28 protein-coding genes and 1 other RNA gene are annotated in these 24,329 nt (G+C 62.8%); 16 read left to right on the top strand and 13 right to left on the bottom strand.

Annotation, left to right across the window (positions count from 1 at the left end; all coding sequences use genetic code 11):
• The first annotated feature begins 94 nt into the window (after positions 1 to 94).
• The gene (locus KJJ24_RS04905; protein WP_371811779.1) at positions 95 to 784 is read left to right on the top strand and encodes an endolysin; all 690 of its coding nucleotides are present in this window, start codon (positions 95 to 97) and stop codon (positions 782 to 784) included.
• 20 nt (positions 785 to 804) lie between these two features.
• On the opposite strand, the gene KJJ24_RS04900 is transcribed toward KJJ24_RS04905, so the two are convergent.
• Positions 805 to 1,599 carry a TPM domain-containing protein gene (locus tag KJJ24_RS04900; RefSeq protein ID WP_250544927.1) on the bottom strand — a complete coding sequence of 265 codons (795 nt, stop codon included), beginning with the start codon at positions 1,597 to 1,599 and terminating at the stop codon, positions 805 to 807.
• Positions 1,600 to 1,659: 60 nt separating this feature from the next.
• Between KJJ24_RS04900 and KJJ24_RS04895 the strand changes: the two genes are divergently transcribed.
• Positions 1,660 to 2,859: a class I SAM-dependent methyltransferase gene (locus tag KJJ24_RS04895; protein WP_214341840.1), complete on the top strand. Its 1,200-nt coding sequence runs from the start codon at positions 1,660 to 1,662 to the stop codon at positions 2,857 to 2,859.
• A 32-nt stretch (positions 2,860 to 2,891) separates the two neighbouring features.
• On the opposite strand, the gene aroB is transcribed toward KJJ24_RS04895, so the two are convergent.
• Positions 2,892 to 4,010 carry a 3-dehydroquinate synthase gene (gene aroB / locus KJJ24_RS04890; protein WP_214341837.1) on the bottom strand — a complete coding sequence of 373 codons (1,119 nt, stop codon included), beginning with the start codon at positions 4,008 to 4,010 and terminating at the stop codon, positions 2,892 to 2,894.
• Between the two features lie 147 nt (positions 4,011 to 4,157).
• Entirely contained in the window at positions 4,158 to 6,023 is a 1,866-nt protein-coding gene (gene recQ, locus KJJ24_RS04885; RefSeq protein WP_250544926.1) for a DNA helicase RecQ, read from the bottom strand.
• 24 nt (positions 6,024 to 6,047) lie between these two features.
• Between recQ and KJJ24_RS04880 the strand changes: the two genes are divergently transcribed.
• The 5 genes from KJJ24_RS04880 to KJJ24_RS04860 all read left to right on the top strand — a co-directional run bounded on the left by KJJ24_RS04880 (position 6,048) and on the right by KJJ24_RS04860 (position 10,306).
• Complete coding sequence (locus KJJ24_RS04880; RefSeq protein ID WP_214341833.1) at positions 6,048 to 6,944, top strand: carbohydrate ABC transporter permease; 897 nt, start codon at positions 6,048 to 6,050, stop codon at positions 6,942 to 6,944.
• A gap of 61 nt (positions 6,945 to 7,005) precedes the next feature.
• On the top strand, positions 7,006 to 8,262 hold the full coding sequence (locus KJJ24_RS04875; RefSeq protein WP_214341830.1) for a 5-(carboxyamino)imidazole ribonucleotide synthase: 1,257 nt from the start codon (positions 7,006 to 7,008) through the stop codon (positions 8,260 to 8,262).
• Between the two features lie 15 nt (positions 8,263 to 8,277).
• Positions 8,278 to 8,460, top strand: a non-coding RNA gene (gene ssrS, locus KJJ24_RS04870) — 6S RNA.
• Between the two features lie 182 nt (positions 8,461 to 8,642).
• Entirely contained in the window at positions 8,643 to 8,843 is a 201-nt protein-coding gene (locus KJJ24_RS04865) for a hypothetical protein (protein ID WP_214341827.1), read from the top strand.
• Positions 8,844 to 9,400: 557 nt separating this feature from the next.
• Positions 9,401 to 10,306: an SMP-30/gluconolactonase/LRE family protein gene (locus KJJ24_RS04860; protein WP_214341824.1), complete on the top strand. Its 906-nt coding sequence runs from the start codon at positions 9,401 to 9,403 to the stop codon at positions 10,304 to 10,306.
• 80 nt (positions 10,307 to 10,386) lie between these two features.
• On the opposite strand, the gene KJJ24_RS04855 is transcribed toward KJJ24_RS04860, so the two are convergent.
• Entirely contained in the window at positions 10,387 to 10,665 is a 279-nt protein-coding gene (locus KJJ24_RS04855) for a DUF2103 domain-containing protein (protein WP_214341822.1), read from the bottom strand.
• 66 nt (positions 10,666 to 10,731) lie between these two features.
• Here KJJ24_RS04855 and KJJ24_RS04850 point away from each other — a divergent pair, with 66 nt between their 5' ends.
• Entirely contained in the window at positions 10,732 to 10,956 is a 225-nt protein-coding gene (locus KJJ24_RS04850; RefSeq protein WP_214341819.1) for a hypothetical protein, read from the top strand.
• Here the strand turns inward: KJJ24_RS04850 and clpS are convergent, their stop codons facing one another.
• On the bottom strand, positions 10,957 to 11,238 hold the full coding sequence (gene clpS / locus KJJ24_RS04845; RefSeq protein WP_214341816.1) for an ATP-dependent Clp protease adapter ClpS: 282 nt from the start codon (positions 11,236 to 11,238) through the stop codon (positions 10,957 to 10,959).
• Between the two features lie 76 nt (positions 11,239 to 11,314).
• Between clpS and petN the strand changes: the two genes are divergently transcribed.
• The 4 genes from petN to KJJ24_RS04825 are packed head-to-tail and all read left to right on the top strand — an operon-like array spanning position 11,315 to position 14,107.
• A complete protein-coding gene (gene petN, locus KJJ24_RS04840; RefSeq protein ID WP_214341812.1) occupies positions 11,315 to 11,416 on the top strand; it encodes a cytochrome b6-f complex subunit PetN in 102 nt (33 codons plus the stop codon).
• Positions 11,417 to 11,418: 2 nt separating this feature from the next.
• Positions 11,419 to 11,610 carry a hypothetical protein gene (locus KJJ24_RS04835; protein ID WP_250545047.1) on the top strand — a complete coding sequence of 64 codons (192 nt, stop codon included), beginning with the start codon at positions 11,419 to 11,421 and terminating at the stop codon, positions 11,608 to 11,610.
• Positions 11,607 to 12,851, top strand: a complete 1,245-nt coding sequence (locus KJJ24_RS04830) for a CofH family radical SAM protein (RefSeq protein ID WP_250544925.1) — start codon at positions 11,607 to 11,609, stop codon at positions 12,849 to 12,851. Before KJJ24_RS04835 ends, KJJ24_RS04830 begins: the two co-directional genes overlap by 4 nt.
• Before the next feature lie 26 nt (positions 12,852 to 12,877).
• The gene (locus tag KJJ24_RS04825; protein WP_214341809.1) at positions 12,878 to 14,107 is read left to right on the top strand and encodes a hypothetical protein; all 1,230 of its coding nucleotides are present in this window, start codon (positions 12,878 to 12,880) and stop codon (positions 14,105 to 14,107) included.
• Here KJJ24_RS04825 and psb29 read toward each other — a convergent pair.
• Positions 14,100 to 14,774, bottom strand: a complete 675-nt coding sequence (gene psb29 / locus KJJ24_RS04820) for a photosystem II biogenesis protein Psp29 (RefSeq protein ID WP_214341806.1) — start codon at positions 14,772 to 14,774, stop codon at positions 14,100 to 14,102. The genes KJJ24_RS04825 and psb29 overlap by 8 nt on opposite strands.
• A gap of 99 nt (positions 14,775 to 14,873) precedes the next feature.
• On the opposite strand from psb29, the gene clpP reads away from it, so the two are divergent.
• Positions 14,874 to 15,464: an ATP-dependent Clp endopeptidase proteolytic subunit ClpP gene (gene clpP / locus KJJ24_RS04815; protein WP_214341803.1), complete on the top strand. Its 591-nt coding sequence runs from the start codon at positions 14,874 to 14,876 to the stop codon at positions 15,462 to 15,464.
• A 10-nt stretch (positions 15,465 to 15,474) separates the two neighbouring features.
• Positions 15,475 to 15,615, top strand: coding sequence for a DUF2256 domain-containing protein (locus KJJ24_RS04810; protein WP_010308870.1), 141 nt, complete (start codon positions 15,475 to 15,477; stop codon positions 15,613 to 15,615).
• A gap of 91 nt (positions 15,616 to 15,706) precedes the next feature.
• On the opposite strand, the gene ftsH is transcribed toward KJJ24_RS04810, so the two are convergent.
• From ftsH to pyk, 4 genes are all read right to left on the bottom strand, one after another.
• Entirely contained in the window at positions 15,707 to 17,671 is a 1,965-nt protein-coding gene (ftsH, locus tag KJJ24_RS04805; protein ID WP_214341800.1) for an ATP-dependent zinc metalloprotease FtsH, read from the bottom strand.
• Between the two features lie 85 nt (positions 17,672 to 17,756).
• Positions 17,757 to 18,080, bottom strand: coding sequence for a DUF1830 domain-containing protein (locus KJJ24_RS04800; RefSeq protein WP_371811778.1), 324 nt, complete (start codon positions 18,078 to 18,080; stop codon positions 17,757 to 17,759).
• A gap of 91 nt (positions 18,081 to 18,171) precedes the next feature.
• Complete coding sequence (locus tag KJJ24_RS04795) at positions 18,172 to 19,401, bottom strand: ABC transporter permease (RefSeq protein ID WP_214341797.1); 1,230 nt, start codon at positions 19,399 to 19,401, stop codon at positions 18,172 to 18,174.
• A gap of 3 nt (positions 19,402 to 19,404) precedes the next feature.
• Positions 19,405 to 20,862: a pyruvate kinase gene (gene pyk, locus KJJ24_RS04790; protein ID WP_214341795.1), complete on the bottom strand. Its 1,458-nt coding sequence runs from the start codon at positions 20,860 to 20,862 to the stop codon at positions 19,405 to 19,407.
• A 60-nt stretch (positions 20,863 to 20,922) separates the two neighbouring features.
• Between pyk and KJJ24_RS04785 the strand changes: the two genes are divergently transcribed.
• Together KJJ24_RS04785 and KJJ24_RS04780 are read left to right on the top strand one after the other, a co-directional pair.
• Positions 20,923 to 21,252, top strand: coding sequence for a nucleoside triphosphate pyrophosphohydrolase family protein (locus tag KJJ24_RS04785; RefSeq protein WP_214341792.1), 330 nt, complete (start codon positions 20,923 to 20,925; stop codon positions 21,250 to 21,252).
• A gap of 74 nt (positions 21,253 to 21,326) precedes the next feature.
• Positions 21,327 to 21,797, top strand: coding sequence for a hypothetical protein (locus KJJ24_RS04780; protein ID WP_371811777.1), 471 nt, complete (start codon positions 21,327 to 21,329; stop codon positions 21,795 to 21,797).
• Here KJJ24_RS04780 and KJJ24_RS04775 read toward each other — a convergent pair.
• Genes KJJ24_RS04775 through ilvA form a run of 3 tightly spaced genes read right to left on the bottom strand, consistent with a single transcriptional unit; the run spans position 21,791 to position 24,276 of the window.
• Positions 21,791 to 22,081 (bottom strand): YggT family protein, encoded by a 291-nt coding sequence (locus tag KJJ24_RS04775; RefSeq protein WP_214341789.1) that lies wholly within the window; start codon positions 22,079 to 22,081, stop codon positions 21,791 to 21,793. The two genes, KJJ24_RS04780 and KJJ24_RS04775, sit on opposite strands and share 7 nt — an antisense overlap.
• Before the next feature lie 53 nt (positions 22,082 to 22,134).
• Complete coding sequence (scpB, locus tag KJJ24_RS04770) at positions 22,135 to 22,680, bottom strand: SMC-Scp complex subunit ScpB (protein ID WP_214341786.1); 546 nt, start codon at positions 22,678 to 22,680, stop codon at positions 22,135 to 22,137.
• 24 nt (positions 22,681 to 22,704) lie between these two features.
• Positions 22,705 to 24,276 carry a threonine ammonia-lyase, biosynthetic gene (gene ilvA, locus KJJ24_RS04765; RefSeq protein ID WP_250544924.1) on the bottom strand — a complete coding sequence of 524 codons (1,572 nt, stop codon included), beginning with the start codon at positions 24,274 to 24,276 and terminating at the stop codon, positions 22,705 to 22,707.
• Between the last annotated feature and the right edge of the window lie 53 nt (positions 24,277 to 24,329).

The following is a 24,329-nucleotide window of genomic DNA, read 5'->3' as shown; positions in this document are numbered from 1 at the left end:
GGCCATCGGCTGTCAGGCGCCAGCCGCAGCTGAAAGCGCCTCCTCTCGCTTGATCGAGCCTCTGAGACTCTCAGCCCCTACCCCTCCCCCGCTGATGGCGGCGCGGCCCATGGGGCTCGTGAATCCGGGCCGCCCCCGCTCCCAATTGGCCATGCTCAATGTGAGCGATGGGCCCTCAGCCGTTGAGCGGTTCTTCCGTTATGCCCTCACCCCTGAGCGGCGTGCGTTGCTGAACACCATTCGTTTCGCCGAAGGCACGTGGGCCCGCGGTGAAGATGTCGGTTATCGCATCATGTTTGGCGGTGGATTGATGCCTGGTCTTGATCGCCATCCCGACCGTGTGATCTCCACCGGCCGCTATGCCAGTGCTGCTGCCGGTGCTTATCAGTTCATGCCCTTCACCTGGGCCATGGCGAGTCGTGTTTTGCGTTTGCAGGGGTTTGGGCCTGAGGTGCAGGATCAGGCAGCTCTGTTTCTGATTCAGCGCCGCGGTGCTTTGCACCTCGCCGATCAGGGCCTGTTCTCACCGGATCTGGCCGCCAAGCTGGCACCAGAATGGGCCTCGTTTCCCACTCTGGCCGGCCGCAGCTACTACGGGCAGCCCGTGAAGCGCTATGCAGCTCTCAAAGCGTTTTACGAGAGCAACCTTCAACAGTTGCGTGCCTCAATCGGCCCAGTGGAACCTGTGGCCGTCGAGCCAGCCTGTGAACCTGCCGATTCAATCCGTTGCCGGCTCGAGCGGCTCGATCGCCTCGGTCCTCGTTCAATCGCCCAGGGCGGCTGAGGCTGAGGACCCCGCCAAATTCAGCTCTCGCTGTCTTTGAGGCGCTGTTTGCCCACCGTGTTCTGAGCGATGAGGTACGCCGCAACGATCGCTCCCACGAATCCAAGGGCATTGCGCAGCAAGGGAAGGAGATCGGGTGTGCGGGTCACGATCGGAGCCACGCCAAACACGCCAAACAGAATCACCCAAAGGGGCGAGAGCAGCAGCACCCAGGCCCATTCCACTGTGTGTTCGGGTTTGCGGGGATAGGCCGCGAAGCCCACGATCAGTCCACCCAGCATTGAGGTCACCAAGGTGAGCAGCCACTGCTCCTGCGGCAAGCCCGGCACCACTTGGCAACCGCCGATTTCTAGGCAGCCCTTCACGGTGTGAAGCGAATCAACAATGGCTGCGTCCTGACCGTTGTCACGCACGTAGTACTGGTTACCGAAACGCGTTTGCAGCTCCACCCAGTAGGTGCGCGGCATCAGGGCAAACAGTGCATCGCCCACATTGAAGTTGAGCAGGTTGCCGCCGCGCTCATCGGCAATCAACAACAGGCTGCGCTCATCGAGCCCCCAGAACTCCTTCACCGCTAAGCCCGGCGTGCGGTCGTACTGGGTGAGCACCCGCAGCTTCCAGCCGCTCACCTGCTCAAAATCGTTGAGTTCGGCTTCCAGCGCAGCGCGCTGGGGATCGGTGAGGATCTTGGCCAGGTCGATCACGGGGGTGGGGTGATCGGGCAGGAGGTCGGGATTGTCGTAGGCCAGGGCCGGAGCAGCCGCCAGGCCCAGCACCAGCATCAGGCTGAGGATCGCGCTCGTGAGCCAGCTCATCACTCGATCCATCGCGCCTGCTTCAGTGGCGAGCATTCTCCCTGAGTCCGCCACCTCCGCGTGAGTTCTGTCGCTGCGCCTTTCCATCCCGCTCCCGCCTGGCTGGCGGAGCGCCTGCGGGAGGCCGGCGGCGCCGTGCCCTTCCGCACCTATATGCAGTGGGCCTTGCACGATCCCGAGCACGGCGCCTACGGCAGTGGCCGGCTGCAGGTAGGCCCCCGCGGCGATTTCGCTACCTCCCCCTCACTCGGCCCAGACTTCGCTGCCCTGCTAGCCCCCCAGATCGCCCAGTGGCTTGAGCAGCAGCCTGCTGATCAACCCTTGGTCTTGCTGGAAGCTGGTCCCGGCGAAGGGGATCTGGCGCTGCAACTGGCCCAGGAGCTGGCGGCCGGCTGGCCTGAGCTGGCGGTGCGCACCACGCTGGTGCTGATTGAACCGAATGCCGGCATGGCCGAGCGGCAGCGCGCGCGTCTGCGCGAGTGTCCGCTTCCCTGCCGCTGGCAGAGCTTCGCGGAGCTGGCGGCTCAGCCCGTGCGGGGTGTGCTGCTGGCCCACGAAGTGCTCGATGCCCTGGCGGTAGAGAGGATCGTGTGGGACGGCACCCTCTGGCGCCGCCAGCAGCTGGCCCTGCACGAGATGCCGGACGCCCAGCCCTTGCTACGGCTTGAGCCCGGCGACCCCCTGGTGCCGCAGGAGCTCGCCCAGCTCGAAACCCTTAGCCTCCTGCAGCCCGGCTCCCAGCGCCCGCCCGGCTGGTGCACGGAGCTCCATCCCGAGCAGGACCCCTGGCTCCAGGCCGCTGCCGCAGCGCTGGGCTCCGGTGTGCTGTTGGTGATTGATTACGCCCATGAAGCCTGGCGCTATTACGCCCCCCACCGCAGCAACGGCACTTTGATGGCCTACCGGCAACAACAGGCCAGCCCCGATCCGCTGCAGGAGCCCGGTTATTGGGATCTCACCGCCCACCTCTGCCTGGAAACCCTGGAGCAGGCGGCGCTGGCCACAGGCTGGCAGCCCCTGGGCCAGCGCCGTCAGGGCGAGGCTCTCTTGGCGCTGGGGTTGGCGCAGCGCCTGCATGGGCTGCAGCAACAGCGCGGCGTGGGCCTCGATGCCTTGCTGGCACGCCGCGAAGCACTGCTGCGTCTGGTGGATCCCCACACCCTCGGCGATTTCCGCTGGGCCGCGTTTGCTCGCTCAGCAGCCTCTGGTGATCAGGGCCTGAGCGATGCCTTGTTTCTGCAGGATCCCCCGCTGGCCTGAACGAACCGCCTCGAGCACAGGTCAGCGTGCGCTCAGCTGCAACGTGCCAGTGCCGCCAACACCTGCTCGCCGCTCACGTCGCTGCGGATCTCCACGCGGCCGAGGCTGGTGGGCAGCACGAAGCGCACGCAGCCATCGCGCACCTTCTTATCCCCCTGCAGGCACTGCAGCACGGCTGCGTTGTTGAGTTCCGGCCAGCGACCAGGCAGCCCGGCGGCGGCGATCACCGCCCGCTGGCGGGCTTGATCATCGGGGCTCCAGAGGCCCAGCTCCAGCGCCAACTCGCCGGCGGCCACCATGCCGATGGCTACGGCTTCCCCGTGCAGATAGGTGCCATAGCCGCAGAGGGCTTCCACCACATGCCCGAGGGTGTGGCCGTAATTGAGGATCGCCCGCAGGCCCCCCTCCTTTTCATCCGCCGCCACCACCTTGGACTTGGCAGCGGCTGAGCGCTCCAGCACGCTCTGCAGCAAGGCGGCCGGGAGGGTGTCCATCGAGGCCAGCCGCTCCCCGGCTGCTTCCAGCTCGCGGAATAGCTCGGGATCACCGATCACCCCGTACTTGATCACTTCCGCCATGCCAGCGCGGAATTCCCGCTCCGGCAGGGTGGCGAGGGTGTCGGGATCGATCAGCACCAGGCGGGGTTGGTGGAAGGCGCCGATCAGGTTCTTGCCGCCGGGATGGTTCACACCGGTTTTGCCGCCGATGGAGGCGTCCACCATCGCCAGCAGGGTGGTCGGCACCTGCACCACGGCGATGCCCCGCAGCCAGCTGGCCGCAGCAAATCCCGCCATGTCGCCCACCACACCGCCACCGAGGGCCACGATCAGCGAGCCGCGCTCCAGCTTGCGCGCAAAGGCAGCGTCGTGGATCAGCCCCACCGTGGCGGGAGTTTTCTGGTCTTCCCCGGCCTCGATCACCAGAAGGCTGGCGTTGAAGCCAGCGGACTCCAGGCTCGCTAAGGCTTTGGCACCGTAGTGCTCGTTCACTACTGGGTTGGTCACGATCAGCACCTTGGTGCTGGCTTTGATGCCCTGCCCCAGGATCTGCTCGCCGAGGGCCGGCAGCGCTCCCCGGCCGATCACCACCGGATACGGATTGGCGCTGAGTGCTACCTCGATGGTGCGGATCGCGGCGGCCGTGGCGCTCATGGAACAACGCTGCTGTCGTCTGAGGCTATCGGTCACCAGCCGTTGGCACTCGGCGATGCCCGCTGGGCGCTCTTCGCCGAGTGCTGTTGGTCAAACCCTCTCCAAGGCTGGATATCCATGGATATCCAGCCTTGGAGACACGGCCGTTCAACGACCTGCTTCCAACACCTCCAGCAGTGCTGCGCCATAGCGCTCCAGCTTGGCGCTGCCGATGCCGCTCACGCCGCCGAGTTCGCTGAGAGAGCCGGGACGGATCACCGCCAGCTCCACCAAGGTGCGGTCGTGGAACACCACATAGGGCGGCACGCCCTGCTCGCGCGCCTGGTCGCGTCGCCAGGTTTTGAGGGCGGTCAACAGGGGATCGTCGGCAGCCACGGCCACATCGGTAACGAATCCGCTGCTGGCTCCGCGGCGGCGTTGTTCCTTCGCTGGTGGCGGCAGCACTAGCTCCAGCTCCCGCTCGCCTTTCAGCAGCGGTTGCACCAGCTCGGGCGCACCGAAACACAACCCACCCTTGGCTTCCGCCGGCGAGAGCAAGGCCCCGAGGCTCACCAGCTGCCGCAGCAGGGCACGCCACTGGCCTCGGTCCAGCTCCTTGCCGATCCCGTACACGCTCAGCTGGTCGTGCCCGAGCGTGCGGATGCGCTCGGTGTTGCCGCCGAGCAGCACGTCCACCACATGGGCCGCTCCGAAGCGTTGGCCGGTGCGATACACCGCCGATAGTGCTTTTTGAGTGGCCACGCGGCAGTCGCTGCGCTGCTGGGGTTCCAGGCAGCCATCGCAGTTGTTGCAGGGTTCGGCCAGGGTTTCGCCGAAGTGGCGCAGCAGCACCTGGCGCCGGCAGCCGCTGGCTTCGCTGTAGGCGATCAGGGCCTCGAGCTTGCCGTGCTCGATCCGTTTCTGCTCCTCACTGGCGCCGGAGTCGTCGATGAAGCGGCGCAGCTGGGGGATATCGCCGGCGCCATGGGCCATCCAGGCCACCGCCGGCAAGCCATCACGGCCCGCCCGGCCTGTCTCCTGGTAATAAGCCTCAAGGCTCTTGGGCAGATCCACATGGGCCACAAAGCGCACGTCGGGTTTGTCGATGCCCATGCCGAAGGCGATCGTGGCCACCACCACCACGCCGCTGCCCAGTCGGAAGCGTTGCAGCGCCTGGCGCCGCGTTTCAGAGTCCATCCCGGCGTGGTAGCCGATGGCGTCGTAGCCAGCGGCCTTGAGTTCCGCAGCCACGCGATCCACCCGGCTGCGGGAGCGGGCGTACACGATCCCTGATTCGCCGCGGTGCTCCGCCAGAAACTGCAGCAGCTGCGCGTTGCCGCTTTGTTTGTGCCGCAGCAGATAGCGGATGTTCGGTCGATCGAAGCTCGCGAGGAAGATCTCGCCCTGCTGCAGTTGCAGCCGCTCGCGAATGTCGACCTGGGTGCGCGGGTCGGCGGTGGCGGTGAGGGCTAGCCGCGGCACTTGGGGAAAGCGCTGCGCTAGTTGATCGAGTTGTCGGTATTCAGGCCGGAAGTCGTGCCCCCACTGCGACACGCAATGGGCTTCATCGATGGCGAACAGGGCCAGCGGTGCGGATCCCAGCCGCTCCAGCAAATCACCGCTCAGCAGCCGCTCCGGCGACACGTAAAGCAGATCCAGCTGCCCGTCGCTCAGCTGCCGCCACACCTGTTGGCTTTCGCCTGTCTCCAGGCCGGAATGCAGGGCGGCGGCAGCAATCCCGAGCTGCTGCAGGGCCTCCACTTGGTCTTGCATCAGGGCGATCAGTGGCGAGATCACCACCGCCAGCCCAGGGCGGCACAGCGCCGGCACTTGATAGCAGAGCGATTTGCCGCCGCCGGTGGGCATCAGCACCAGGCCTGATCCACCGCCAATCACGTGCCGCACGATGGCTTCCTGCGGGCCGCGGAAGCTGGCGTAACCGAACACCCGCTGCAGCACCTCCAGCGGATCGCTGGTCCGCGGGGCCGGGCTGCTCAGCATGGTGCGACTGGCTGATCGGAAGAGATCTCCCACAATGGCGCGATCACGGCTGGTTGCATGGCTGAGCGTTCCCCCCGCATCGGTGCGTCCTCCGCAACCGCCTGGGGCTTTCTGACCCCGGGCCTAGTTCTCATCTGCCTCTCGGTGTTGATTCCGGCGGCCATGGCTTTGGTGATGAGCTTCACCCAGAGCGGCCTGGATGTGAGCGAGCCGCTGCAGTTCGTGGGTCTGGCGAACATCCGCCGCCTGCTCAGCGACCCGATGTTCTTCAAAGTGCTCGGCACAACCCTGCTTTACCTGGTGGGTGTGGTTCCCCCGGTGGTGCTCGGCTCGCTGGCCCTGGCGGTGCTGGTGAACCGCCAGCTCCCTGGCATTCACTGGTTTCGAGCTGCTTTCTACACGCCGGTGCTGGTGTCGATTGTGGTGGCGGCGATCGCCTTTCGCTGGCTCTATGCCGAAACCGGCCTGATCAACGGATGGCTCAGCGCCCTGGTTCCGGGTGGGTTCAAGCCGATTGGCTTCCTCACCAATCCGTTGCTGGCATTGCCCTCAGTGATGGTGGTAACCCTCTGGAAAGGCCTCGGTTACTACATGGTGATTTTCCTCGCCGGCCTGCAAGGCATCAGCGCCGATCTTTATGAGGCGGCGGAGCTGGATGGCAGCGAGGGATGGCGCAAACACCTCGACATCACCCTGCCGCTGCTACGCCCCTACGTGACCTTGGTGGCGGTGATTTCAGCAATCGCCGCCACCAAGGTGTTTGAGGAGGTGTATCTCATGACCCAGGGCGGGCCGGCTGACGCCACCAAAACCCTCGTTTACTACGTGTACGACCAAGCGTTCGCTGAACTGGAGATCAGTTACGCCTGCACAGTGGGTCTGGCTTTGTTTGTGATCGTTTTATTGCTTAGCTTGGTGCGCTTCGCCTTCGCTGGCGACAAAGGTTTCAGCTGAGGCTCATCGCAGCAGCTCCGGCCCAGGGGATGCGAAATTGATTGATTGAGCATTCCTGCGCATGGGCGCTGCTAGGTCGGTTGGAATCGTGGGAGGCGGTCAGCTGGCCTGGATGCTGGCCGAAGCGGCTCGCCATCGCGGTGTGGAGCTGCATGTTCAGACGCCCGGAGCCAACGACCCTGCTGTGCCCTTGGCTACGAGTGTGGTGCAGGCGGATGTGCGCGATGTGGCGGCCACCCGGGAGTTGGCGCGGCGGTGCAGGGCGATCAGCTTTGAAAACGAGTGGGTGGATCTCGATGGCTTAGCCCCGTTGGCCGCCGAGGGTGCGTGCTTCCTGCCCGATCTCCAGGCACTACGGCCGCTGGTGTGCAAACGCAGCCAGCGCGAGCTGCTCAACCGCTTCAACCTGCCCTCCCCGGCCTGGTTCCCCCTGGCTCAAGTGCATGAACGCCCTGAACCCGAACCCACGTCCCCAGTGCCTGAGGGGCAACGGCCTCAACAGTCTCCGCAGGATCTGGGCCCGATGCTGCCTCAAGGCTTTGCGTATCCCTTGATGGCTAAGGCCAGCAGTGGTGGTTATGACGGCAAAGGCACGGTTGTGCTCCGCAGTGATACCGATCTAGAGGCCTTGCTCGAGCGGGTCGACTCCAACGGCTGGATCGTTGAGGAGTTCGTGAGCTTTGAGCTTGAGCTGGCTGTGGTGGCGGCCCGTGATCAGTTCGGTGATGTGGTGTGCCTGCCGGTGGTGCAGACCCATCAGCACCATCAGGTGTGCGATTGGGTGTTGGCGCCATTTGAGACCAGCCATGCCTTGCAACAGGCTGCGCGCAACATGGCCGCTTCGCTGCTGACAGCCCTCAACTACGTGGGGGTGCTTTCAATCGAGTTTTTCTATGGCCCTCGTGGGCTGATCATCAACGAGCTCGCGCCCCGCACTCACAACTCAGGTCATTACTCGATCGAGGCTTGCGACCAAAGCCAGTTCGATCTGCAGCTGCTCTGTGTGGCCGGTGAGCCGGTCACAGAGCCCCAGCTCCTGATGCCTGGAGCCTTGATGGTGAACCTGCTCGGGTTTGAGCAACGCAGTGCTGATGATCCCCACTGCAGCTACGACCAGCAGCGCCAAGCCCTTGCAGACCTCCCAGACGTTCATCTGCACTGGTATGGCAAAGCTGGCTCTTCTCCGGGCCGCAAGCTTGGTCATGTGACTGTGCTGTTGCAGCAGCACGACCCCCAGGCTCGGCGCCAGGAAGCGATGCAGCGCCTAGAGCAGGTGCGGCAGATCTGGCCCTTGCCTCAAGAGCCGAAAACGGCTTAGTCGTCTTAGGATTCCAGAGGACTGCTGTGTTGGTGACTGCCTTCTACAGTTTTCTGATCTGACTCCCTTTTCGACTTGGGGCGTCTGTCGCGACAGTGCCGTAGACCGGCCTCGTAGCCGGAAACGAATCTTCGCTTTGACTCCCCTTCTGGTTTATCCAGGTCGGAATCTGGGGCGGAACGGCACAGCGGTTCACCCTTTTCAAGCCCAACGAGTACCGCTCTGATTCCAGGCCCTCACCCATCGAAGGAGTTGGCGCGGTTCTCAGAAACCCAGATCAAGCTGCAGCTCTGGCATTGAGGTGGTGAAATCCACCCTGCTTGGTGCAAGCCACAGTCCCAGCCGATGCGGGATGGTGAGCTGCAAAGCGCAGCATTGTGATGCAGATCTACGCCCCACTCCTTAGGGCCTTGCAGGTGTTTGCCCTATTTATCGCCTTCACAGTTCAAGGTGCGATGTGGAAGGGCGCCCAGGATCATGGTGGTCGAGGTTGGGCCGTCGCACTGACCTGGGCCGTGGGATTCACTGTGCTGCTCAACGCGATCCACCTCCTGCACGCCGGCTTGTTTCCGGAGATTTAGTTCCAACTGCTGCAGCAACGCGCAGTACTTCAAACGAATCTTGCAAGGTAACTGATGCGTGTCGTGATGCACGTCTGCGGCATATCTAGATCCGTAAACGACTCATAGCTCCTCTGAGAGTGCCTGCAGCGCAGGGGTTTTGCAGGGATCTATGTCGCTTGCTTCGCAGACTGTATTGTTGGCGTGACGACCTTTCTCCCCTGCTTGACTGGTCGAGCTATCCAGGGAATGCTTGTCTTTCGGCCGTTGTTGCTTTGGCTGGCTTGATGTCACCCGTTCTGCTTCACGCCATCCACAGACGTCTTCTTTTGCTTGTTGTCGGGTCGTCGGACGCAAGCCTCGGCGGATCACGATTGCTTTGCCCTGCTCGACTTATCAAGCCCTGCTAGATCTCAGTCATGCACAGAATGACTCCCTCTCCAGTACGGCAGCCAACTGGCTTGAGCGCCAGTTGGAGCTGAGTCGGCGGCAGGCCTGTTGACGGCGGGCCTCTGTGCCATCAGCCTTCAGGCGACTATGGGCTCTTGAGATGAGCCAGATGCCCCTCGCCTAAGCCGATGACATCCGCTCGTTCTTGCAATGTCAAGCTGCTGTGTGAGGCTGGCAACATCGTGGGCGAGAGCATCGTCTGGGACGATCGATCCCACCGCCTTGTGTGGATCGACATCCTCGGCCAACGCATCCACAGATTCGACCCCGCTTCCGGCACGCTCGAATCATGGCGACCGCCCGATTTCCCTACGTCGATTGGTCTTTGCAAGAATGGGGGAGCCATCGTGGGGCTGCTCCGCGATATTCAGCTCTGGGATTTCAATTCCACCTGGGTTGCCTTGGCAATTCCGGAGCCTCATATGCCCAAGAATCGCCTCAACGAGGGCTGTGTTGCGCCGGATGGCTCCTTTTGGGTCGGCACGATGTGCAACAACTTTCTTCCCGACGGAACGCCCGTTGCCACCAACGCATGCACAGGTGCCTATTACCGCGTCTCCGCCTCAGGCCTGGTCAGCCGCCTTCTCCCGAATGCCCATGGCATCCCGAATACGATGGTGTGGACAGATGACGGTAGGTTTTTAACCGCTGATACAACCTTGAACGAGATTCGTTCCTATCGACTGACGTCTCTCGGTGAACTCACGGATCCCCAACCATTTGCTGAATCTTTTCCAAGGGGGCTTCCCGACGGTTCATGTCTTGATCAGGACGGTTTTCTTTGGAATTGCCGCGTTGTTGGTGGGTCTTGTGTTGTTCGCTTTGCGCCTGATGGAACGGTCGACTGCGTGATCGATCTTCCCTGCTCGTGGCCGACAAGCTGCACATTTGGCGGTCCAGATCTTGACGTGCTGTATGTCACCTCCGCACGCTTTACGATGGATTCACAACACCTTGCTGCTAATCCTCAAGAAGGTGGCATCTTCTCTTTGAGTCCAGGTGTGCGTGGTCGCCGCAGTTATCGTTATGGCTAAAAGAAACTGATTGTAATTTTCGGCGGGTTGCGTGCTGAGCGAAGGCATCAAGGCCTAAACAATCCCGGAGGTTTGTGGTTTCAGCGGCTCAGTGCTTGCTGAATTTTGGCTTGGAGGTCTTCACTTGTGAGCCCGGTCACCACAAACACCTCCTGAGCACTGCTGCCTCGTCGGGCCACGAGCTTCCAGCCGCCGGTGATCGGTGTGGACACCCGCAAACGCAGTTCCGGCGCTCTGCCGCGCACCCTGGCAATGACGGCTGGGGTGATCGTGTCGATGGCTGGATCGCGCACAAGGCACTTGAGCAGAGGGATCAGACCCTCCAGGTAGGTGCTGTGCGTGATCACCAGCCGCCCCATCGTTGCCGCGTGTGGTCGTCAACCCTAGAGATCCCTGCTAGATCTTGATGCCGTTCTTCTGCCGCCATGGCTGCCCGGGCGAAGCCTGAAAAACGCGAGTTGTTCCGGCAAGAAGTGCTGCGGCAACTGGGTTCGTCGTCCCAGGTCATCAGCCTTGAGCAGCGCGGCCGCCATCAGGTGCGTGGCTTGGCCGTGTGCTCGGGCCGGATCCTCAGTTTTGTGCTCGACGCCGAGTCGAACAGGCTGCGGACCAGGCCTTTATTTCAGTTGTTAGAGCGCAGCCGGCGCTGATCAGCATCGCTCCACGGGTGCCATCGTTAGACCTTGAGCAGCGAGCTGCTGGTGGTAGAGCTCCGCCTGCTCTAGAGGCCCGCTCCAGACCACAGCCGATCCCTGGCCGTCGATCTGGTGGGCCAGCTCCCAGGCTCGATCAGGATTCATGCCTGGGATGTAACGCACGAGAACCTCCACCACGTGCTGGAAGGTGTTGCGGTCGTCGTCGAGCACGATCACGCGGCCCTCGGGATAGCGAGCTTCCACGCGCTGCCGCTCTTGTACCGCCTGCTGTGCCATCGGATCACAAGCCGCTCTTCCAGCTCAGTCTGCCCCCCGACGCTGGCTACACTCTTTCCACAGTTGCAACAGCATCATGTTGATCACCGCAGGTTGGGCAGCTCTCTGCGCCGTCTTCACCTTCTCGATCGCCATGGTGGTTTGGGGTCGTAACGGCGACGGCACCATCAACTTCTGAGCGTGAGCGACATTGTTGTTGCCGGCCTCACGCTCAACAACGTGTTGGCCATCCTCGCAGCCTCGCTGCTTGTGTTCGTCAGTGGTGGGGTGATCTACCTCTCCACCGTCGAATGGCGTGATCGGCGTCGCCGCCAGCAACTGTCTGCGGCGCCGAAACCACGGCCTAAGACCAAGTCCAAAGCCCTTCGGTGAGCGAGCCCTGGGCTTGGCTCGAAGCTTCGGCGTGGCAGGCCTCTGAAACGGTTCTGGTTTCCCCGGACCGACCACGTGACGGAGCGCCTGAGCACTCCCTCTGGGATCTGCACCAACAGCAGGATCTTCAAGAGCTGCTCAGCGCTTCACCATCCAGCGATCGCTCCTTTGCGTTGGCTCATCGGCTGCTGTCACTGCCAGCCAGTGGACTCTTGCGTGAGCAAGCCGACCAGTTGCGTCGTGAACTTGTGGGTGAGACCGTCACCTACGTGGTGAATCGCAATCTCAATTACACCAATCACTGTCTGCAGCACTGCAGCTTCTGCGCGTTTCGCCGGGATCCAGGCGCCAGTGGTGCCTACTGGCACAGCTTCGAGACCCTGCAGGCTCGCGCCGAAGAGGCCCGCGCTCTCGGTGCGACCGAATTGTGCATCCAAGGCGGATTGAATCCGGAGGCTCGGCTAGATGGTTCTGCACTGCACTACTACCAAGCCCTCCTGGAAGCGCTAAGTGAGGCGGCTCCGGGACTGCATTTGCATGCCTTTTCTCCTCAGGAATTGCTGTTTATCGCGGAGCAGGATCAGATTCCTCTGCAGACCGTGATTGATGGCTTAAAAGCCTCTGGCCTTGGCTCGATTCCTGGCACGGCGGCCGAAGTGCTGAGCGAATCGGTGCGTGCTCGGCTCTGCCCGGAGAAGCTCTCAGCGCGGCAATGGTGTGCCGTGGTGTTGCAGGTGCACCGTAGTGGTTTGCCCAGTACGGCAACCCTGATGGCCGGTCATCTCGAATCCACAGCCGATCGAGCTGCCCACCTACTCACCTTGGTGGCTTTGCAGCAAGCGGCCTGGCAGCATCAACACAGTGGTTTCAGTGAGTTCGTGCTGCTTCCCTTCATCGGCGCGCAGGCTCCAGCCGCCCTGCGTCAGCGGGTAGGGCGCGACCAGCCTGATCAGGGCTCCATGCTCGCTCTTACGGCCCAGGCACGCCTGCTGTTGGGGGCTTGGTTCCCCAACCATCAGCCCAGTTGGGTGAAGCTCACCCTTGCTGGTGCAACCGAAGCGCTCCGCTGGGGGTGTAACGATTTGGGGGGCACCTTGATGGAAGAGAGCATCACCAGCGCTGCCGGTGCTCTGGGCGGCACCGCCCAGACTCCAGAAGCGCTGCGCCGCGCCGCGGTGTCTTTGCAGCGGCCCGTGCGCGAGCGCACCACCCTCTACACCGCTGTGCCGGCGTGCGCCTGAGCCCTCCGCGCTTCCCAACGTTCCCCTTGCGATTCACGGCCCTCAGCACGGCTGTGTTGCTGGTGGTGCCTACAGCCTTGCTGCTGTTGGTGCCTCGCAAGTTGGCGAGCGGTCTCGATCGGCTCATGCCCGATACCGCGCTGCTTCAGAGCTTCGCCGCGCGGCCGACGCAACCGGTACCGGCCCTTTGGCAGCAGCGGCTGGGCCCAGACCTTGCAGAGCGCTATTGGCGCGCGCAACGGCGTTTCTGGTGGCAGTTTTGGGGGCCCCATGGCGATGCAGGGGCCTACCTCGTGTTTGCTGCCCCTGCTTCGTCCCCAGTGCCGGCCAATGGCATACGCCTCGACGATCTGATCGTGGTTGCCCCCAACCCACTGGCCCACCAGTTGCTGCAGGACCAGCTGCAGGTGCAGCGTCGCTTACCTCGGGGCCTTAATCAACGCTGTAGTGAGCAGTTGCTGCAACAGGAGGCCGTGCATTGGAACCCTGCTGCCCTTGCTCAGATGTTGGGTCCCATTGCGCCTTTGGCGATGGGTTTGCAGCAGGGTTGCCTGAGCCTGCGCAGCGAAGGCTCCGCCCTGCTCTGGCAGGGCGAAGCCGATGCCAGCTCTGACTCTCTGCAGGCGGCGCCCTCGGGTCTGATGGTGCCCTCACTTCCCGCAGCAACCGCTACGACCCCACTGCTTGAACTGCGCGGGCGCAGGCTCGAGCTGCTGTTGCGCGGTCTACTCTCCACGGCCTTATTGCGCACAGCTCTGGCGGAGCGCTACGGGCTGGGAGCTGAACAATTGCGCCGGTTGCAGGATGCCGGTTTCGCCCTGCGGCTGCTGGAGCAGCCCCAGGGCCCATACCGCGCTGGGCTGCAGTTGCTGGTGCGTCTGCCCGGAGAGCGGCAGTTTTGGGATCGTTGGTTGATCGATCTTGCCCGGGCGCTGGAGGATCAAGGGTTGAGCCGCTCAGAGCCAACCCCGGCCCTGCAGCTGTGGAGCAGAGAGAACGGTGAACCAGCCGGTGGCTGGCGCTGGTTGAGCGCCGATCAATTGCTGCTGTTCCTCGGACCCAGCCCCACACAGGCCCCGCAGCTTCAGCCGCCCTCAGGAGCCGACTGGCAATTGCTCATGCAGCCTCAGAAGCTCGACAACGAGCAGCTCCTGCCTCCAGGTCTTCCAGTGGTGGTGAAGCGGGCAACGCAGCTGGTGCTGCATGGCCGCGGTGCGGTCGGCACAGCCCTGGCTGGACGCCTTGATCTCAGGTAGGGCTGCCTTCGGTGGCCCGTTCGCGGCGGCGGCGTTCAGCGGCCAAGGTTTCTTCCATCAGCTCGACCGCCTGACTCATCTTCTCGATGTTGGTGGAGTAGAGGCCGAGATCTTTGTCCACACGATCCTTGATCAATCCCATGGCTTCACCGATCTCGTGGGCGGCGTTGCGCAGGGCCTGGGGATCGAGGGCATCGGCACCCTGAGCGCTTTGCAGCAAGCTGAGCAGACCCACGGCCACCAGGCGTGAGTAGTGGAAGTCTTCGCGTTGCACGCTCTTCAATAAGGAGGCGATCAGCTCAGGAGCTCCCTGGCCCTGGCTGGAGAGCCACCCCTTGATCTCCTCGAGGCTGTGATGCCCCACCTGTTGGCGGGCTTGCTCAGCCTGACTGCGCAGGGCGGCACCATCGAAGCCGTTGGCGCTGCACAGGGACAGGAACAAGGGCTCACGCTGGTTCTCCGGTCGGTACCCGCTTGAGAAGCTGTCAAACACCTGTGTGAGCCCCACCGCAAACAGCCCATCGGGTTGAAAGCCCTTCTGATGGCTGAGCAGGTGTAGTTCCACCAGCAGCTCATCCACCAAACGGCGGTAGATCGGCGCGATCACATAGGGGAAGGCGCTGTGGAAAGCACGCTTGCTGTCGGCAACGGTGAGGCTCACGCCCACGCTCGTATCCCTTGAAGTGGTTGGACCCTAGCTCGCGAGCATCGCTGAACTCGACCGAAGCTCAGTAGGATCGCGCCAGCTGCTAAGCCCTCTGTGTCGATGATCCCGATCGTGATCGAAGAGTCGGGCCGGGGCGAGCGGGCGTTTGACATCTATTCACGCCTCCTGCGCGAGCGGATCATCTTTCTGGGTGAGCCCGTGACCTCAGAATCCGCGAACCGGATCGTGGCCCAGCTGCTCTTCCTTGAAGCGGAGGATCCTGAGAAGGACATTTTCCTCTACATCAATTCACCTGGTGGATCGGTGTACGACGGCCTGGGCATCTTCGACACGATGCAGCACATCAAGCCTGATGTGCAAACCGTGTGCGTGGGTCTGGCCGCCTCGATGGGTGCATTTTTGTTGTGCGCCGGCGCCAAGGGCAAACGCAGCAGCCTCACGCACTCCCGCATCATGATCCACCAGCCACTCGGTGGTGCGCGCGGTCAAGCCAGCGATATCCGCATCCAGGCCGACGAGATTCTGTATCTCAAGAAAAAGCTCAACCAAGAGCTTGCCGATCGCACTGGTCAGCCTCTGAGCCGCATCGAGGAAGATACCGACCGTGACTTCTTCATGTCTCCCGCTGAAGCAGCGGAGTACGGCCTGATCGACAAGGTGATCGATAAGCGTCCGGTGCGTGCCGTCTAAGCAGCGTCCGATGGGAAAGGGGCGGCCACCGTCGGAGCGGCCCAGCAAGGTCTGCCCTGTGTGCGGCAGACCTTTTTCATGGCGCAAGAAATGGGCAACCGTTTGGGAGGAGGTGATCTACTGCTCCGATCGTTGCCGCAAGCGTCGGTGATCGTCAGTGTCTGTGGTGTTTACCTGAGGCACACAAAAACAGCCCGTGCGTTCAAGCACGGGCTGTTTAACTGAATCCGGTGGTGGATTGATTAGGCCTGGGCGGTTTCGGGCTCGGCCGTGCTGTCGCTGACCACCTCTCCATCACTGATGAATGGAGAGAAACGCTCCTTCTCTGGGATGACGGCGAACTCGCTCACCAGCGCGCGGAACTCATCACCGTCAAGGCTTTCCTTCTCGATCAGCACCTCCACAACCCGATCCATGCAGGCGCGGTTGTCGGCGACGAGCTTCACCGTTTCCTCGTAGCAGTTCTGCACGATCTGGCGCACGGCTAGATCCACACGGGCGGCGGAGGCATCAGAGCCATCGCTGCGGGTCATCAGATCACGGCCAAGGAAAACTTCCTGGTTGCCAGCCTCGAGCGAAAGCTGACCCACTTCGCTCATGCCAAAACGAGTCACCATCTGGCGGGAGATGGAGGCAACCTGTTGGATATCGCCGCCGGCGCCTGTGGTCACTTCTGCGTGGCCGAACACCACATCCTCAGCAGCACGGCCGCCAAGGGCTCCCATGATGCGTGCGCGCAGCTGAGCACGGCTCACCAGCATCTGCTCCTCATCAGGGGAGAACCACGTCAGACCCTGAGCCTGGCCACGAGGGATCAGGGTTACTTTCTGCACAGGGTCGTGGGCCTTCACCAGGGTGCCGACGAGGGCGTGCCCCACTTCGTGGTACGCGATCAAGCGCTTGCTACGGCCGTCGGTGAGGGGTTTGCCTTCCATGCCGGCGATGATGCGATCCACAGCGTCGTCGATCTCAGCCAGGCTGGTGGCCTCCTTGCGACGGCGGGCCGTAAGGATGGCTGCTTCATTCAGCAGGTTCGCTAAGTCAGCACCAGAGAAGCCTGGGGTTCGGCGAGCGATGGCCTCAAGGCTCACGTCATCAGCCAGCTTCTTGTCGCGGGAGTGCACCTTGAGCACAGAAAGCCGCCCTTTGATGTCGGGCACGTCGACCTGGACCTGCCGGTCGAAACGGCCTGGTCGCAGCAGCGCCGAATCGAGCACATCGGCCCTGTTGGTGGCCGCAATGATGATGATGCCGCTGTTGCCCTCGAAACCATCCATCTCGGTGAGGAGCTGGTTGAGGGTTTGCTCGCGCTCGTCGTTGCCGCCGCCTACACCTGCACCGCGCTGACGGCCCACCGCATCGATCTCGTCGATGAAGATCAAACAAGGGCTGTTTTCCTTGGCCCGTTTGAAGAGATCGCGTACGCGGCTCGCGCCTACGCCTACGAACATCTCCACGAACTCCGAGCCGGAGAGCGAGAAGAAGGGAACGCCGGCTTCGCCAGCAATCGCTTTGGCGAGCAGGGTTTTACCGGTGCCAGGAGGTCCAACAAGCAAAACGCCCTTGGGGATTTTGGCGCCCACGGAGGTGAATCGCTCCGGAGTTTTGAGGAAGGTCACCACTTCCTGGAGGTCTTGCTTGGCTTCCTCAACACCGGCAACGTCGTCAAATTTCACCCCGGTTTCGGCCTCCATGGCAAAACGTGCCTTGGTTTTGCCGAATTGCATGGCCTGGCCGGGGCCCCCGGGCATGCCATTGCCGCGGCGGGCCAGGAACACCAGGACGCCGATCAGGAGCAGCGGGAACAGCAGGTTGCCCAGCAGGCCGAGGGCCGGTGGAGCTTGACGCGGCGGGTGGATGTCGAAGCTGATGCCCTGCTCCTTGAGATTGTTGACCAGCTCCGGTGCTAGGCCGGGCAGATCAACGCGCAGACGCTGCACACGATTGTCGAGGTCAGGGTCTACCGCCTCAACCACAGCAGTGCGGCCTCCATCGAAGATGTCGACGGCTGTGACGCGACCTGCGTCCACATAATCGAGAAAGCGGCCGTAGCTCATCCGGGCAACAGCGGCATTGCGTGGTGCCACCGTGGGGCCGTTGGGAGCGCTGAGCCGGTTGCCGCCGCCGCCTAGCACCTGCCAGCCCAGAAACAGGGCTACGCCGATGGGAAGAACCCAAAGAGCGATCGTGCGCCAGCGTTGATTCATGGCCGCTTCAAGCAACTCTTGATGTTTAACAAGTGTAAAGCGGTCCCTGCCGCTGCTGTCGATTTCAGGCCTGAGCTTCTCTCATTCAGGAGGCTTGCTGCCATTCCTGCACCGACCCAGTCAGCCCTGAGATCGATCGGGGAACGTCCATCGGCTCGGGCGTTTCCACGCATAGCTCTTCCACCGGGATGCTCTCACGTAGCTCGGGGCCGCCGAGACCATGGGTCCAGATCTGCACCATCGACTCAGCCGGTGCCATAAAACTCAGCAGCTCAAACGGAAACACCACGCGCTCGAGGAAGAACTCCTCACGACCAATGCAGCGCACGATCACCATCCGATCGCTGCTGTTGCGATAGCCACAGGTGAGCTGCGCCAAGGGAAGGTGACCGAAAGGGACCTTTATCAAGCCATTCAGTGGCCTAGCGGTTGGTCGCAGTTGAAACCGTTTGCTAACGGCGGACGCTTCTTTGGGATTTCTTTCTTTTTGCCTGCAGGGATCACAGGCTGCGCAGGGCCGTGATCGGATCGAGGCGTGAGGCCCGCCGGGCCGGCAGCACACCAAACACGAGCCCGATTGAACCCGAAAGCCCCACGGTGATCAGCACGCTCACACCGCCGATGGCGGCAGGCAGAGGAGTGAAGGTAGCCACCGCCGCAACGGCCGAGAGACCCAGCGCACTGCCAATCACACCGCCGAGGCTGGAGAGCACCAGAGCCTCCACCAGAAACTGCGTCAGCACATCGCTGCTGCGGGCACCGATGGCCTTGCGCAGGCCGATCTCTGAGGTGCGCTCACTCACAGACACCAACATGATGTTCATGATCCCGATGCCACCCACCAGCAGGGAAATCGCCCCGATGGCCCCCAGCATCAGGGTGAGGCCACCGGTGATCGTGCCCACAATGGAGAGTGCATCTTTCTGGGAGCGCACTGCGAAGTCGTCTTCCCGCAGGATGTTGTGCCGCTGCCGCAGCAAGTTGGTGATCTGAAACTTCGCGGCGCCGGTGCTGGCTTCATCCTTCGCTTCCACACTGATGAAATTGAGGCTCACGCCGTAGGTGGGATCACGGCCAGACAGCTTGCTCACCATCGTGGAAAGCGGGATGTAGGCAGCTTCATCCTGGTTTTGGCCAAACACTGCGCCTTTGGGGGCCATCACGCCGATCACCTCGAAGCTCTGATCTCGGATACGGATCTGCTGCCCCACGGCGGGCCCGATCGGCAGCAGCTTGTCGCGCAGGTCAGGCCCCACCACCACCACGTTGCGGGCGCCATCGAGATCGCGCTGATCGATGAATCGGCCTCGGGCAACCTCAAAGCGGCGCACGGCGAGGAAATCCGGAGTAACACCCGAAACGGTTGCGCTCGAACTCTTCGAGCCTGCCTGCAGCACGGCGCTGAGGGTGATCTGAGGCACCACGCGCTTCACGCTGGGCACCTGCTCGGCAATCGCCTCTGCGTCTTCCAACACCAGAGTTTTGGGAAAGTCGATTCCCTGGCGGCGGCTGTCGTTGTTGCCTGGCACCACGAACAACACATTGGCGCCGAGGGTGTTGAGTTGGCCCTCGGCCAGGTTCTGCGCTCCCCGGCCTACGCCCACCAGGGTGATCACTGATGCATTTCCAATCACGATGCCCAGCATCGTGAGCAGGGAGCGCAACCGATTAGACCGCAGGGTGGCCAGAGCCATTCCAACGGTTTCGCCCATGGCGAGCTTTGCGGCCATGGGCTACATGATGGTGGGATCGAGCACGGTGCCTTTGCCCACGATGCTCACTTTCACAAGATCGGTGGAGCCGCTCACGTCGGCCACCGTACCGGCGGTCTGAATCACCAGGTCGCCCTCGCGCAGCAGTGCCTGATCGGCTGCCATTTCCATGGCACGGTTGAAGCTGGCGGTAGCGCTGTCGGCATCGTCCACCAGGAGCGGGTGGACACCCCAAACGAGTTGCAGCTGTGAGGCCACCTTCTTTTCACTGGTGATCGCCAGGATCGGCGTGCTGGGGCGAAACTTGCTCACGTTGCGAGCGGTGGCTCCGCTTTTGGTGAGCGGCAAGATCGCTGCAGCCTCGAGCTGACGTGCGATCGAGCTCACCGCGTGGCTGATGGCGTTGGGAATCGTTGAGGCCAGTTGGCCGTCGTTGGCCCGGCGTGGATAGTCACGCTCGATGCGGCGGGCGATCTGGCTCATGGTGGCCACGGCTTCCACCGGGAAGTCCCCCACGGCGCTCTCGTTCGACAGCATCACCGCATCGGTGCCATCGAGGATGGCATTGGCCACATCGCTCACCTCAGCGCGGGTGGGACGGGGGCAGCTCACCATCGAGTCCAGCATCTGGGTGGCGGTGATCACTGGAATGCCCAGGCCGTTGCATTTGCGGATCAGTTCCTTCTGGAGCAACGGCACTTCCTCGGCCGGCATCTCCACGCCCAAGTCGCCACGGGCCACCATCACCCCATCGCATAAGGGCAGGATCGCGTCGATCTGATCGATGGCTTCGAACTTCTCGATTTTCGCCACCACCGGCGTGTTGTGGCCATGGGAGGCGATCAGAGCCTTGATCTCCTCCATGTCGGAGGGATTCCGCACGAAACTCAGGGCCACCCAGTCCACGTTTTGCTCCAGACCGAACGCCAGATCCGTGCGGTCTTTGTCGGTAAGGGCACGGATCGAGAGCTGCACATCGGGGAAGTTCACCCCTTTGTTGTTGGAGAGCACCCCCCCCACGGTGACCGTGCAATAGAGGGTCTGATCGCTCTTGTCGACCCGGTCGACCACCATCTCCACCCGGCCGTCGTCGAGCAGGATGCGGCTGCCGCTGAGCACCTCGTCGGCGAGCCTGTCGTAGGTAACGGTGGCGATCTCCTGGCCACACGCCACATCGCGCGAGGTGAGGGTGAAGCGATCACCCTGGGCCACAGTGATCGGCCCGGCGCTGAAGCGGCCCAAACGGATCTTGGGACCTTGTAGGTCTTGAAGGATGCCGATGTGTGCACCCATCTCTTCAGCGACCTGGCGGATCGTGCGAATACGTGCTGCGTGTTCGCTGTGATCGCCGTGCGAGAAGTTGAGCCGGAAGGTGGTGGCGCCAGCTTCGATCAGACGCCGCAACTGCTCCGGTGACTCGGTGGCAGGGCCGATGGTGGCCACGATCTTGGTGCGACGCGTGAGATCGGGCAGGGCCATTCGGCAGGGCCAAAGTTGAGATCGACACTATCATCGAAGCCCACCAACCCTGCTCTGCCAATGGATCTCAACGCCTATCAGCAGGGTGCCCGCCACACAGCCCGTTATCCAGATGTTGGCTCCAATCCCATCTACCCAACCCTGGGGTTGTGCGGGGAGGCAGGCGAGGTGGCTGACAAGGTGAAGAAGGTGCTGCGGGATCAGGGGGGCGCCTTCAACGCGGAGGTGCGCGAAGCGCTCAAATTGGAATTGGGCGATGTGCTGTGGTATATGGCCCAGTTGTCGTCTGAGCTGGGCTTTGAGCTCTCAGAGATCGCAGAGGCCAATCTCAACAAGCTGGCTAGCCGCGCCGCCCGTAACGTGATTGGTGGTAGCGGCGACCATCGCTAAACGGCTCTGCGCTGCCGGATCCATCCGCCCCATTGCCCGTGCCTTTAAGGCTGTTTGTTTCCTCACTGCGCTCCTTGCTCGCCGGGCTGGCGCTCATCGCTCTTCTGCTGGCCGGCCCCGGGGTAGCGCCGGTCTTCGCTGCCAACCTCAGCGTTCGTGACGTGAGCCTGGATCCCTGCCCCACGGGTGATATCGGCGCTCAGCCCCAGCTGCGTCGCCCTAGCGGCGCCAGCTGCTTTGTGCTGCGCGGCACGGTGAGTAACCCCGGTCGTAAGCCTGTGGTGGATACCGATGTGTTTGCACAGATCCTTGATGCCAGCGGCGAGCCGGTGCTGCAGAACCGATCCCGCGTGGGGTCCATCGGTGATGTCCCCCCCGGCGATTCAAGCTTTGCCTTGCGGCTGGCGGTGCCGGCAGGAACCCCTGGCCCCTTCACCTTCTCCAACGTGAAGGCCCGGGGGTTCAGTGCTCCGGTGCGCACACGCGTCGGCGAGTTCGACGACCTGCTGCCTCTGGAGCAAGCGGTGGCTGACGAGGTTCAGTAAAAACCTGGGTAGAAGAAGCCGCGGCTTTGCTCAAGCAAGCTCTGGATCAGTTGCAGGGCCAGGAAGGCCAGGATCGCCGAGAGATCGAGGCCCCCAAGTGGGGGAATGAGGCCGCGGAAGGCGTTTAGATACGGATCGGTGACGGCACTCACCGTGGAGAGCACTGGATTGCCCCAATCGAGGTTGGGAAACCAACTCAGCAGCACCCGTACCAAAAGGATCAAGGTGTAGATGGAGAGGGTCTGCGCAAGAACGCCGATCAGATCTCCGACCAGTGGTGCCATAGGAGGTGCTGCGGTGTAGTGAGTTTATGGAGCCAACCGGCGAGTTGCCGGTATCAAGCGGCCTGATCAACCTTCAGCTCCACCTCCACGGGCTTGGGCCTTGGCTTGAGCTCATCGGTTTTGATCGAGAAGGTGCGATGGAACTTCTCGCTGAGGCTCAGCCAGTAGGAACGGCCTTCACTTTGGCGTTTGCGTTCGATGAAGTTCTGCGCCAGCAGCTCTTTGATGTGGTCGTACGCACCCGAGCCCCGTAGCTCCACCAGATCCGACTGGAGGATGCGTTTCTTGAGGGCAATGGTGGCCAGGGTGCGCAGGGCAGCGGTGGAGAGATCCACCGGCAGCAGGTTCTGCACAAGCTCGCCCAGACCATCACGGAGCTGCAGGCTGTAGCGCTGACCCTCCTGGCGGATCTCCAGGGCGGTATCGCGATGGGCGTAATCCGCCATCAGGGTGATGAGGCCAATCTCCACCTGATCGCGGCTGATCGCGGCGATCTCAGCCAGCTCGCCCAGCGTCATCGAGCGACCCTTGAGATAGAGGATCGCCTCTAGGCGGGCAGGCAGGGAGAGGTCCTGCTGGTTCTGGGTTGTGTCGTCCATCACGTCCCCAGCCGCAGCCGCAAGTTATCCCACCCCCACGGTGCCGGCCACCTCGCCTAGGAACAGGCGGTAGGCGGGGTTCTCGGTTTCATCCACGTATTGGTAGCCCAGACCGTCAAGGAAACGCTGCCAGTCGTTGAGTTCTTGGGGTGGCACCTGCACACCCACCACGATGCGCCCTACATCAGCGCCGTGGTTGCGGTAGTGAAAGATGCTGATATTCCAGTTGGGGTGCAGGCTCGTCAGAAAGCGCATCAGCGCCCCGGGTCGCTCGGGAAACTCGAAGCGATAGAGCAGCTCTCTGGTGAGGCTGCAGGCCTCAGCAGCGGCAGCGGGCATGCGGCCGCCCACCATATGACGCAGATGCAGTTTGGAGAGTTCGTCGTTGGAAAGGTCGAGGCAGGGGAAGCCGGCGGCCTGGAGGTCATGGATCAGATCCTGTTCATCGCGGCTGCCGCTGGTTTGTACGCCCACGAAGATGTGGGCACGCCCTGGATCGGCCAGTCGGTAGCTGAATTCGGTGAGGTTGCGGTCTCCCAGCAGGATGCAGAACTCGCGCAGGCTGCCCGCCCGTTCAGGGATCTCTACCGCCAGCATGGCTTCTCGGTCTTCGCTGATCTCCGTGCGCTCAGCCACAAAGCGCAGTCGATCAAAGTTCATGTTGGCGCCGCAGGCCACCGCCACCAACGTGCGCCCCTTGAGTCCTCGTCGGCTCACATCTGCCTTCATACCGGCCACGGCTAGGGCACCAGCTGGCTCCAAGATCGAGCGGGTGTCTTCAAACACATCCTTGATGGCGGCACAGATGGCATCGGTGTCCACCGTGACCATCGCGTCCACATGGCGGCGAGCCAGCTCGAACGTTTGCTCACCGACCTCCCGCACGGCCACACCGTCGGCAAACAAGCCCACCTGCTCAAGCTTCACTCGCTCCCCTAGGGCAAGCGAGCGTGTCATGGCGTCGGCATCCACGGGCTCGACGCCGATCACCTCCACCTGGGGCCATAGCGCCTTCACATAGGTGGCGATCCCGGCGATCAGCCCACCCCCTCCCACGGCGACGTAAATCGCATCGGGCGGCGCGGAGCACTGCCGCAGGATTTCCAGGCCGATGGTGCCCTGACCGGCAATCACGTCTGGATCGTCAAAGGGGTGGATGAAGCTGAGGCCCCGTTCGGCGGCGAGGCGATAGGCCTCGCTGCACGCCGCGTCGTAGTTGTCTCCGTGCAGCACCACCTCAGCGCCTCGGGCGGCCACGGCACGCACCTTCATCTCTGGTGTGGTGACCGGCATCACGATCACAGCCCTGCAGCCCAGCTTCTGCGCTCCGAGGGCCACGCCCTGGGCGTGGTTGCCCGCACTGGCAGCGATCACACCGCGCTCCAGTTCTGCGCGGCTGAGGCCGGCCATCTTGTTGTAAGCACCCCGCAGTTTGAAACTGAACACCGGCTGCAGGTCTTCCCGTTTCAGCAGAACCGTGTTCTCCAGGCGTCGTGAGAGGTTCGGCGCTGGATCGAGGGGCGATTCAATGGCCACGTCGTAGACGCGGGCCCGCAGGATGCGCTGCAGCATCGGCACCGTGCCGGTAGCGCTCATCAGCCCAGACTCATCCATGCCTACCAGTGTGACAAGCGTGCGAGATCGGCCTT

It is taken from the genome of Synechococcus sp. LA31, assembly GCF_018502385.1.
In the GTDB taxonomy this organism is placed as follows: Bacteria; Cyanobacteriota; Cyanobacteriia; order PCC-6307; family Cyanobiaceae; genus Vulcanococcus.
The sequence above is the reverse complement of the archived record's forward strand: the minus strand, read 5'-3'. Positions and strand labels throughout refer to the sequence as shown.

Coding starts and splice junctions, on each gene's coding strand:
- KJJ24_RS04905 (WP_371811779.1), top strand. CDS start 95: ATGGCGGCGCGGCCCATGGGGCTCGTGAATCCGGGCCGCCCCCGCTCC.
- KJJ24_RS04900 (WP_250544927.1), bottom strand. CDS start 1,599: ATGAGCTGGCTCACGAGCGCGATCCTCAGCCTGATGCTGGTGCTGGGC.
- aroB (WP_214341837.1), bottom strand. CDS start 4,010: ATGAGCGCCACGGCCGCCGCGATCCGCACCATCGAGGTAGCACTCAGC.
- KJJ24_RS04880 (WP_214341833.1), top strand. CDS start 6,048: ATGGCTGAGCGTTCCCCCCGCATCGGTGCGTCCTCCGCAACCGCCTGG.
- KJJ24_RS04875 (WP_214341830.1), top strand. CDS start 7,006: ATGGGCGCTGCTAGGTCGGTTGGAATCGTGGGAGGCGGTCAGCTGGCC.
- KJJ24_RS04865 (WP_214341827.1), top strand. CDS start 8,643: ATGCAGATCTACGCCCCACTCCTTAGGGCCTTGCAGGTGTTTGCCCTA.
- KJJ24_RS04860 (WP_214341824.1), top strand. CDS start 9,401: ATGACATCCGCTCGTTCTTGCAATGTCAAGCTGCTGTGTGAGGCTGGC.
- KJJ24_RS04855 (WP_214341822.1), bottom strand. CDS start 10,665: ATGGGGCGGCTGGTGATCACGCACAGCACCTACCTGGAGGGTCTGATC.
- KJJ24_RS04850 (WP_214341819.1), top strand. CDS start 10,732: ATGGCTGCCCGGGCGAAGCCTGAAAAACGCGAGTTGTTCCGGCAAGAA.
- clpS (WP_214341816.1), bottom strand. CDS start 11,238: ATGGCACAGCAGGCGGTACAAGAGCGGCAGCGCGTGGAAGCTCGCTAT.
- petN (WP_214341812.1), top strand. CDS start 11,315: ATGTTGATCACCGCAGGTTGGGCAGCTCTCTGCGCCGTCTTCACCTTC.
- clpP (WP_214341803.1), top strand. CDS start 14,874: ATGATCCCGATCGTGATCGAAGAGTCGGGCCGGGGCGAGCGGGCGTTT.
- KJJ24_RS04810 (WP_010308870.1), top strand. CDS start 15,475: ATGGGAAAGGGGCGGCCACCGTCGGAGCGGCCCAGCAAGGTCTGCCCT.
- ftsH (WP_214341800.1), bottom strand. CDS start 17,671: ATGAATCAACGCTGGCGCACGATCGCTCTTTGGGTTCTTCCCATCGGC.
- KJJ24_RS04795 (WP_214341797.1), bottom strand. CDS start 19,401: ATGGCCGCAAAGCTCGCCATGGGCGAAACCGTTGGAATGGCTCTGGCC.
- pyk (WP_214341795.1), bottom strand. CDS start 20,862: ATGGCCCTGCCCGATCTCACGCGTCGCACCAAGATCGTGGCCACCATC.
- KJJ24_RS04785 (WP_214341792.1), top strand. CDS start 20,923: ATGGATCTCAACGCCTATCAGCAGGGTGCCCGCCACACAGCCCGTTAT.
- KJJ24_RS04775 (WP_214341789.1), bottom strand. CDS start 22,081: ATGGCACCACTGGTCGGAGATCTGATCGGCGTTCTTGCGCAGACCCTC.
- scpB (WP_214341786.1), bottom strand. CDS start 22,680: ATGGACGACACAACCCAGAACCAGCAGGACCTCTCCCTGCCTGCCCGC.
- ilvA (WP_250544924.1), bottom strand. CDS start 24,276: ATGAGCGCTACCGGCACGGTGCCGATGCTGCAGCGCATCCTGCGGGCC.